Consider the following 8499-nt stretch of genomic DNA (forward strand, 5'->3'; position numbering starts at 1 on the left):
AATCCGCGCTCCGGCAGGATAGGTGCATGCATCTCGATGTCCTGCGAATCCGTGACGACTTCCCGGCGCTGAGGGAAAAGGTGGCCCACTTCGACGGGCCGGGTGGCTCACAGGTGCCCCGCCAGGTCGCCGAGGCGATGGCCGCGGCGATGTGCTCGGGCATCTCCAACCGGGGCGCGGTGACAGCTGCCGAGCGCCGTGCCGAGCACGTCGTCAAGGAGGCGCGGCGGGCCGTGGCGGACCTTCTCGGCTGCGAGCCGCGCGGTGTCGTCTTCACCCGGTCGGCGACGCAGGCGGCGTACGACGTCTCGCGAATCCTGGCGCGGCAGTGGACAGCCGGTGACGAGGTCGTCGTCACCCGTCTGGACCACGATGCCAACATCCGGCCGTGGATCCAGGCCGCGGAATCCGCCGGTGCGGCGGTGCGGTGGGCCGCGTTCGATCCCCGGAGTGGTGAGTTGAGCGTCGACGCCCTGCGGGAACAGCTGTCCGGCCGGACCCGGCTGGTGGCGGTCACCGGGGCGTCGAACGTGCTGGGCACACGCCCCGACGTGGCGGCGATCGCCGCGGCCGTCCACGCGGTCGGAGCCCTGCTGTACGTGGACGGGGTGCACCTGACGCCGCACGCCCCGGTCGACCTGGCCACCCTGGGCGCCGACTTCTTCTCGTGCTCGCCCTACAAGTTCTTCGGCCCCCACCATGGTGTCGTGGTCGCCGATCCGGGACTGTGGGAGGAATTGCGACCGGACAAGCTGCTGCCTTCCACCGATGACGTGCCGGAACGCTTCGAGCTGGGCACTCTGCCGTACGAGATGCTCGTCGGTACCACCGCGGCCGTGGACTACATAGCTTCACTGGCGTCCTCCGCGGGCGACCGGCGCAGCCGGGTGCTGGAGTCGATGCGAGCGGTCGAGGCATACGAGCAGAAGCTGCTGGGGCGGCTGCTGGAGGGGCTGTCGGGCATCGACAGGGTGCGGCTGTACGGCGCGCCGGCACGCCGTACGCCGACGGTGTTCTTCTCCGTGGAGGGAGTGCCCGGCCGGGAGGTCTACGAGCGGCTGGCGCGGCGCGGTGTGAACGCCCCCGCGGGCAACTTCTACGCGCTGGAGGCATCGCGGCTGCTGGGGCTCAGTGACACCGGTGCGGTGCGTGCCGGGCTCGCCCCGTACGTCGACGGCGAGGACGTGCAGCGGCTGATCGACGGTGTCGCGGAGGTGGCCGAGTGAACCGCGGAGCGCTGGTCACGGGCGCGTCCCGGGGCATTGGCCGGGCCGTCGCCGCGGCGTTCGCGCGGGCCGGCGACCAGGCCGCGGCGCACTGCAACAGCTCTGCACGGGAGGCCGAACAGGTGGCTGCGTCCGACATGACCTTCTCGGTCATCGACGGCCCGGTCGGGGCGAACGCGGCGGCCCTTCTGTACGCCCCGGACAGGTGCGCGCTGACGGCGGCGCGTGGTACAGGTCACCGGGTTGGACTCGCGCCCCGGACGCGGGAAGGAGCGGACACGTGAGCGCAGCACCCATACGGTTCGGCATCGTGGGCAGTGGCTGGCGGGCCGAGTTCTTCGCCCGGCTGGCGAGGGCGCTGCCCGAACGGCTGGCGGTGGCCGGCGTGGTGACGCGCTCGGCCGATCGAGCCGCCCAGGTGGAGGCGGAGTGGGGGGTGCCCGCCTTCCGGACGGTCGATGAACTGTGCGGCACTGAACCGGAGTTCGTCATCCCGTCGGTGCCGTGGGAGGTGACGCCCCAGGTCGTACGGGAACTCGTCGAGCACGAGGTCCCGGTCCTCGCGGAGACACCGCCGGCGCCCGACGTCACCGGGCTTCGGGAGTTGTGGGATGCCGTGGGAGGCGCGACGCGCGCCGGGGGCGGCGCACTAGTCCAGGTCGCGGAGCAATACACACTGATGCCCGGCCATGCCGCTCGTATCGCCCTCGTACGAGAAGGCGTGATCGGCGAGGTCACGTCCGTCCAGGTGTCCTCGACCCACATGTATCACGCGATGTCGCTGATCCGGCACACGCTGGGTGTCGGTTGCGGGCCCGTGACGGTGACGGCCCGGGCCTTCACCGCCCCGCTCGCCGATCCGCTGTCCCCTGGCGGCTGGTCGGACGACCTCACGCCCAAGGACGCCGTCACCACTCTCGCTCTCCTGGACTTCGGCGGGGCCCGCACGGGCCTGTACGACTTCACGGACAACCAGTGGTGGAATCCGCTGCGTGCCCGCCGGATCGTGGTGCGCGGCTCGCTCGGCGAGATCGTGGACGACACGGTGGTGCGGATGGCCGATCCGCGCACGCCGGTGGAGTCCCCGCTGGTGCGTCGCCGCACCGGCACCGACCTCAACCTCGAAGGGGCGGAGGTGCACCACATCTCGTTCGACGGGCGGGTTGTGTGGCGCAACGACTATCTGGGCGCGAGCCTGTCCGAGGACGACCTCGCCGTGGTGGACCTGCTGTGCCGTACGGGCACGTGGGTCCGGGACGCCGGCCCGGAACCGTATCCGCTGGCCGAGGGCTGCCAGGACCATCTGCTGGCGCTGGCCATCGATGAGTCGGCGCTTACGGGGGCGCCGGTGACGACCGCGGTGGAGGCGTGGGCGGCCCGCTGATCCCGCCGGCCGCGCGGCCTTCTTCGTGCCCGCCCGCGGTGCTCCAGCGCCCACACGCCAAGGGCTCCCGGTCGGCAACGCCTGGGGCCGGGACGTCGTCCCGGCCCCAGGCGTTGCCGACTGCTGCGGCTGGTCGCGGTGGGTCAGTGCTGGCCGTGGCCGCCGTCGCTACGGCGGCGTTGGAGCGTGAACTTCTCGAAGACCGACAGCTCACCTGTGGGCGTGATGATGTTGTAGTAGGTGACGTGGATGCGGGTCATGTCACCGGGGTGACGGCCCGGGTCGACGGCGAACTCGGCGAAGCCGTACGGATGGTCCGCGTCGCGGACGCCGATCCAGACCGCCGTCTCCTTCTCCTTGACCGAGTTGTACTTGCCGACGTGCTCCATCTGGACGTATGCCGAGTGATGCCCGTGACCGTCGGCGTCGTCGGTGGTGAAGCTGTTGTTGGTGATGCCGGACACGCCGCCACCGCCGAGGACCATGTGCGTCGTGCCGTGCGCACTGTCGATCACGTCGAGTGCGGTCTGGCTCGGGTTGGGTGTGAGGGTGACGCTGCCGGGGACGACGCCACGCACCGCCAACGAGCGCTCGTAGTCGTGCTCGTGGCCACAGACCACCAGGTCGACGCCGTACTTGTCGAACAGCGGGCCGTACGCCGCGCGCAGCGCGACATCGGGGCCGTTCGCGGCGGTCGCCGAGCTGATCATCACCTGGTGCATGCAGACGACGATCCAGTCGATGTCCTTCGAAGCCCGTGCCGACTTGAGCTCCTTCTCCAGCCAGGCGAGCTGCCGACCGCCGGAGTAGCCCTTGATGTAGATGTCACCGCCCTCCTGCAGGGCGATGTCGTCGTTCTGCAGGGCGATCACCCTCACCCCGCCGACCGTGAAGGAGTACCAGAGGTTGTCGAGCTCGGGCTGGGTCTCGGTCGAGGGCAGCTCGAAGTAGGTCTGGTACGCGTCGAGACCGAGCTTGCCGTTGGCCAGCTCGATCTCATGGTTGCCCGCGCACGGCATCCACGGACGGAATCGCGCCGAGCGGCTGTTGTTGGTGAGGAAGTCGCGCCAGACGCGAATGCGGTCGGGCCCGGTGTTGGCGTAGCAGAGGTCACCGTTGAGGAGGTGGAACAGCGGGCCGACCTTCTCGACGCCGGTGACGATGTCGGCAGCGGCGGGCGTGGCGTTGGGCTCGAAGTCCCGGCCCGAGGCGTCGCCCGGGTTCGCTCCGGTCTTCCACGTCACACTGGGCGCACCCTGGTCGCCGAAGCTGGTGAAGGTGAACGGAGCTCGGCCGGACGGCGCCGTGTGGAAGGTGCCGGCGTCGGGGGTGGCGCCGTCGTGCTGGGCCGCGTACAGGTAGTCGGTGTCGGCCTTGAGCTTGCTGAGCAGCGCGTGATGGACCCAGACGGTCCGCCCGGAGGTGCCGTCCACGTAGGTCTTCGTCCTCGCGTGCACCGTGGAGCCGAAGCCGCCACTCAGCGTGCCGTAAACGACCCGGGGGTTCTTGACCGCCGCGTCGGTGACCCACGAGACGACCATCTGGCTGCGCGGGTCGGCGCCGAAGGTCAGGTGCAGGCCCTGGACGGGGGTGGTGGCCGAGCCGGTGGTGAGACCGGTGACCTCCGACTTCGCCGGGACCGCCTCGGCGGTTCCGGCGCCGAGGACCAGAGGACCGGCGGCTGCACCGGACACCGTCGCGCCGAACAAGCCGAGCGCGTTGCGGCGGGAGATTCTGGTTTGCTTGGGTTCTTGCGACATTCCGGGGGCCTTTCGCGTCGTCGGGTGCAGTCGCACACCGACCGGACAGCAGCGCTCCGAACCTGACAGCGGGCTGCGGCAGGTCAGCGGTGCGCGCACTCTCGGACGCTAGGAAGCACGGTCGACCGGAGCGGTGGGACAGGTATGAACGGCAGATGTCGGTCACCGCAACGGACGGCCATTCCCGGCGGTTGGGGTGCGCGGGCGCGCTCCCGTGCCGTTTGGAGTCTGCGCCTGGATGGCAGTTGGCGGAGTCACCGGCATCACGGAAGGCTGGGGGCACGCCGAAAATGTGTGGAAACTCGGGCGAGGTAGATACAGGGCAATCCGAAGCGGGCGATCGGTGGGCGCCTTGGCGCCGTACTCGACCCCGCCATGCAGGTCCTCGCCAGGGCGCCTGGAACCGCCACCGACGGCACCCTGCTACCTGTCCGAGTCCTGATCGACACCCTCACCCCGCCTCTGCCAGGTCGCAATGACCTCGTCCCTCAGGGAGCCTCCCTGCATCATGACCCGGGCAGCTCAGCACCTCTCCCGGCTTGGCCCGCCGCTGTCCGGCCGCCGATCGCTCGCGATCGGCAGGATCGCCGGTACGCCATGAGGCCGTCGGTCGAACGGGTGTGGCGTCATGGCCGTGTCGCCCTTTTGCGAACGAAGCGCAGGCCCGCCGGGGTGAACCGGCCCTGGGTGGGATCGGTTGCCGGTCCGGGGCGTTCGATCGACAGTGGCGAAAGGCAATCTCCCGCCGAAGATCCCTCTTCCCGTCGGCACTCCCGGGAACGATGTGATCTTCGGCTTGGCGGCAGTGACATCATCGTCGGTCGCGGCGGGAACGACCTCCTGTGCGGAGGGCCCGGATCCGACCGCATCACCGGCGGCGCGGGTGACGACCGCCTCGAAGGCGGCGACGACGCCGACGTCCTGACCGGAGACGACGGCAACGACGCGCTCTTCGGCGACAACGGCGCCGACGTCCTCGACGGCGGCCCGGGCACGAACACCAACAACGGCGGAACCGGACTGAATGTGTGCACCCGCCCCCGCACCAAACCCGGCTGCACCGTCTGACCTGGAACGACCTCCCACACGAGGGCGGACGAAGAACGAGCGAGTGGTCCCCGCGCCACCGGGCGAGGGGGCCCCTTCGCCCACCGCAGCAGGCCGGACCTCCCGGGTCGGATGCCGTCACGGCTCCGCGCGGCGCCGCAGTTGACGCAGCCGCGCACCGTCTCGGCTACTGCGCTTCTCGTGCGGCGCGCTGGATGAATGCCTCGACCGCGGCGCGGCACTCCAGCGTGAGGCGCTCGGATTCCGCCTCGTCCGCGGCGTGAGCAAGCGGTCGGGTGGAGTCCAGTGCGATCCGGGCGAGGTCGATGAGCTCGTCGCTTCCGGCCAGCAGCTGGACGCGGAAGAACGCCTGGCGGGCTTGGGAGCGCTGGTCGAACGCGGCGAGGCGGACCTTGACGTTGTCCGGGTCTGCGGGTGCCTCGCGGGGTCGATGCCATCGGTCGAGCTGTGCTCGCGAGAGCTGGGTGGCCGCGGCCGCGAACGCGCTGTAGGCCGAAGCCCGCTCAGCCCGCAGGTAATGCTGCCGGGCGCTGTCCTCGGCGTCCCGAGCCGACTGCCGCTGGAACCAATACGTCAATGCCACTCCGAGCAGCGTTCCCCCGACAGCGATCGCGGCTGACAAAGCCTGGTCCATGCCTCAGGACACCATGCCGGGCCCCGGCCTGCCAGAGCACCGACACCCGTCTTCGGCCGCTTCCTTCACCACCCGAGGCGCACGATGTCGGGGGAATCCTCGAGCCCGACCCGCCGCTCACCACAGGCGGGCTCCGGAGGCGAGCGGCTCCCGCCACTGCTCTGCAGACGTAGGCGCTCGTCATGAAGCCGCACGGTCCACGAGCTCGGCCGCGAGCTCGGGGTCGGGCTTGGGGATGGTGCCGAAGTCCTCGTCGGGCTGCGCCTGGAGGCGCTGGACGGCCTTGGTGATCGAGTGCGACAGCGGCAGGGACGAGGCGGGCCGACACGCCCGGTGAACGACATCGACCGTGACGACTTGGGGCACTGTCGCCGTTCGGGACGGCGACGGTCCCCACAGCCAATGCGTCAGTGCCCGATCGGTCGTCGCCTGCGTCCACGCGGCGTGCGCCAGGGGGTCCTGGCCCAGGTGCCGCAGCAGGAGAGCTTGCTCGCGCCAGTGCTGGGCGTCGCGGAGTTCGCTGTGCTGCAGATGGTGCAGGAACAGGCAGTGGGCCGCGGTGGGGGAGTCGGCTCCGGCGGCGAACTGCCACCAGAACTGCGCCGCCTCGTGCCGGTCGGCCAGATACAGCAGGCACGCGAACGCGAGCGCGCCGGTGGGCTCGATGGTGGCCCGGTCGTCGACGAGCAATGCCATGGCCGCGATCGCCTGCGGGTCCCGGACCACCTGGGAGGACAGCAGGCCCAGTTCGGTGGCGGCCTGCTCGTGCAGAGCGGCCGGTAGGCCGTCCCGCGCGTCGGCCTGGCGGGTGTACGCGCCGGATGCGGTGCGGATCCACCGTGCGCGGCTCTCCATCGACTCGGCCCTGTGCCACACCACCCGCCGCGCGATGCGGTCCAGAGCCGCTCGCTCATCGAAGTCGGCGTACTCATCGGCCAGGACTTCCGCGCCGGCCAGCACCTGGTCGATGCGATCGGTGCGATCGGTGCGCTTGTTCCCCCGGTTCATCAATCCTCCTCGTTCATCTCTTCAGCGGCCCAGTCGATCCCCAGATCCCGGGCCAGCCGTCGGCGGGCGCCCCGCACGTGGCTGCGGACCGTTCCGTAGGTGACGCCCATCAGCTCGGCCACCTGCCGCATCGGGTAGCCGAGCACGAACCGCAGCACGATCACGTCGTACTGGCGCTCCGGAAGCCGGGCGATCGCCGTGTACAGCCCGAGGCTGGACTCCAGCACGGCGAAGGTTTTACGGCTCTTGCGCCGGATCTGCTCGAACGCGGCGGTCTCCACCAACGCGGGGGCGCGGCCTTGTATCTCCAGGCGCCGGGCGACCTCTTCCTTCAGCGCCGCCCAGGCGTAGCTGTCCACGTTCGGCTGCTTCAGCACGTGCGGCCACATCGTGGCCAGCTGAACGAACACGTCCTCGACGACCTGCTCGGCTGCGGGCCGGCTGTCCAGCTGCAGGTGGGCGTACCGCAGGTAGGCCTTGTGGTGCAGGCAGTAGAACGCGGTGAAGGTGTCCGGCAGCACCGCGGTCAGATCATCGCGCACGGCCTGATCGGCCCACGGATCAGGTTGGTGGCCGCTCATCAGTCGCGCTCCAGCGGCTGCACGTCGGTACCTTCGTTCGAGGCAGCCGCCTCGCCGCGCCGGTGCTGCGCGGCCAGTTGGGCGGCGCCGACCCGCACGCCGGCGCTGAGCAGGCGCGTTCCCAGGGCGCGGATGTCTCCCGCGAAGACCCGGAGCGCTACCGCTCCGGTCACCACGTGCGCAGCCATATCGAGATCCACTGGCTGGAGTCCTTTCGTCGGCCGATGCAGCCCCCGCCCGGCACCGAGCGCTTTTGCCTTGCTCCTAGCCAAGCGAATGAGACCCGCAAGTGTGCACGCCGAACGCCACCAATTTCACCGAGCGTGCGCACGCTGTCACGCGCGCGCCCCCCTGCGCGCTTCGCGCTCCGTAGCGCATCCCCTGCGACCTCAGCGCCCCTCCGTCCTACTTGAGCGCGGGTTCTTCGGTGCGGCGGTAGGTGTGGGCGCCGAAGTGGTCGCGCTGGGCCTGGATCAACGCTGCGGGGAGCCGGGGTGTGCGCAGGGTGTCGCAGTGGGCGAGGGCGGCGGCGAAGGCGGGTGCGGGGACGCCGTCGCGGGTGGCGTGGGCCACGACCAGGTGCCAGGGGAGTTGGGCGTCGCCGATTTCCCTGGCGGCGTAGGAGATGACCTTGGAGGCGTACAGGGCCTGTTCGCCCTGGTCGGTGAGGCGGGCGGCGTCGCGTACGCCGAGGACGGTCGGCGCCGGGCCGGACAGGGTGGCGCCGATGGCGCGCAGTGCGGTGTGTCCGGACCAGGAGCGGGCGAAGACGGCCTCGGCGATGCCGGGCAGAAGGTGGATCAGCTGGGTGGGGGTGCGGTGGTGTGGCGGGGGACGA

General features: G+C 70.6%; 9 protein-coding genes and 1 pseudogene. 4 read left to right on the forward strand and 6 right to left on the reverse strand.

Features of this window, described 5'->3' with window-relative positions; genetic code table 11:
* Positions 1 to 26: 26 nt before the first annotated feature.
* The 3 genes from PV350_RS14900 to PV350_RS14910 are packed head-to-tail and all read left to right on the forward strand — an operon-like array spanning position 27 to position 2610.
* Positions 27 to 1226 carry a cysteine desulfurase-like protein gene (locus tag PV350_RS14900; RefSeq protein WP_499516421.1) on the forward strand — a complete coding sequence of 400 codons (1200 nt, stop codon included), beginning with the start codon at positions 27 to 29 and terminating at the stop codon, positions 1224 to 1226.
* Positions 1223 to 1510 (forward strand): SDR family NAD(P)-dependent oxidoreductase, encoded by a 288-nt coding sequence (locus PV350_RS14905; protein WP_499516422.1) that lies wholly within the window; start codon positions 1223 to 1225, stop codon positions 1508 to 1510. The genes PV350_RS14900 and PV350_RS14905 overlap by 4 nt, the downstream gene beginning before the upstream one ends.
* A complete protein-coding gene (locus tag PV350_RS14910) occupies positions 1507 to 2610 on the forward strand; it encodes a Gfo/Idh/MocA family protein (RefSeq protein WP_500334226.1) in 1104 nt (367 codons plus the stop codon). Before PV350_RS14905 ends, PV350_RS14910 begins: the two co-directional genes overlap by 4 nt.
* Before the next feature lie 143 nt (positions 2611 to 2753).
* On the opposite strand, the gene PV350_RS14915 is transcribed toward PV350_RS14910, so the two are convergent.
* The gene (locus PV350_RS14915; protein ID WP_500334228.1) at positions 2754 to 4370 is read right to left on the reverse strand and encodes a purple acid phosphatase family protein; all 1617 of its coding nucleotides are present in this window, start codon (positions 4368 to 4370) and stop codon (positions 2754 to 2756) included.
* A 597-nt stretch (positions 4371 to 4967) separates the two neighbouring features.
* Between PV350_RS14915 and PV350_RS14920 the strand changes: the two genes are divergently transcribed.
* Entirely contained in the window at positions 4968 to 5438 is a 471-nt protein-coding gene (locus tag PV350_RS14920) for a calcium-binding protein (RefSeq protein ID WP_500334230.1), read from the forward strand.
* Between the two features lie 166 nt (positions 5439 to 5604).
* Here PV350_RS14920 and kilB read toward each other — a convergent pair whose 3' ends face one another.
* The 5 genes and pseudogenes from kilB to PV350_RS14945 all read right to left on the reverse strand — a co-directional run.
* Complete coding sequence (kilB, locus tag PV350_RS14925; RefSeq protein WP_500334231.1) at positions 5605 to 6072, reverse strand: plasmid transfer protein KilB; 468 nt, start codon at positions 6070 to 6072, stop codon at positions 5605 to 5607.
* A 180-nt stretch (positions 6073 to 6252) separates the two neighbouring features.
* Complete coding sequence (locus tag PV350_RS14930) at positions 6253 to 7080, reverse strand: hypothetical protein (protein ID WP_500334233.1); 828 nt, start codon at positions 7078 to 7080, stop codon at positions 6253 to 6255.
* Positions 7080 to 7622, reverse strand: coding sequence for an RNA polymerase sigma factor (locus PV350_RS14935; RefSeq protein WP_500334235.1), 543 nt, complete (start codon positions 7620 to 7622; stop codon positions 7080 to 7082). The genes PV350_RS14930 and PV350_RS14935 overlap by 1 nt, the downstream gene beginning before the upstream one ends.
* A 38-nt stretch (positions 7623 to 7660) precedes the next feature.
* On the reverse strand, positions 7661 to 7861 hold the full coding sequence (locus PV350_RS14940; protein ID WP_500334237.1) for a hypothetical protein: 201 nt from the start codon (positions 7859 to 7861) through the stop codon (positions 7661 to 7663).
* 205 nt (positions 7862 to 8066) lie between these two features.
* A pseudogene (locus PV350_RS14945) lies at positions 8067 to 8499 on the reverse strand (hypothetical protein); the annotation flags it as partial.

Source organism: Streptomyces sp. PA03-6a, from assembly GCF_033792765.1.
Lineage (GTDB): Bacteria > Actinomycetota > Actinomycetes > Streptomycetales > Streptomycetaceae > Actinacidiphila.

Excerpts from the sequence above, each read along its gene's own strand:
- PV350_RS14900 (WP_499516421.1), top strand. The coding sequence starts at position 27 with ATGCATCTCGATGTCCTGCGAATCCGTGACGACTTCCCGGCGCTGAGG.
- PV350_RS14915 (WP_500334228.1), bottom strand. The coding sequence starts at position 4,370 with ATGTCGCAAGAACCCAAGCAAACCAGAATCTCCCGCCGCAACGCGCTC.
- PV350_RS14920 (WP_500334230.1), top strand. The coding sequence starts at position 4,968 with ATGAGGCCGTCGGTCGAACGGGTGTGGCGTCATGGCCGTGTCGCCCTT.
- kilB (WP_500334231.1), bottom strand. The coding sequence starts at position 6,072 with ATGGACCAGGCTTTGTCAGCCGCGATCGCTGTCGGGGGAACGCTGCTC.
- PV350_RS14930 (WP_500334233.1), bottom strand. The coding sequence starts at position 7,080 with ATGAACCGGGGGAACAAGCGCACCGATCGCACCGATCGCATCGACCAG.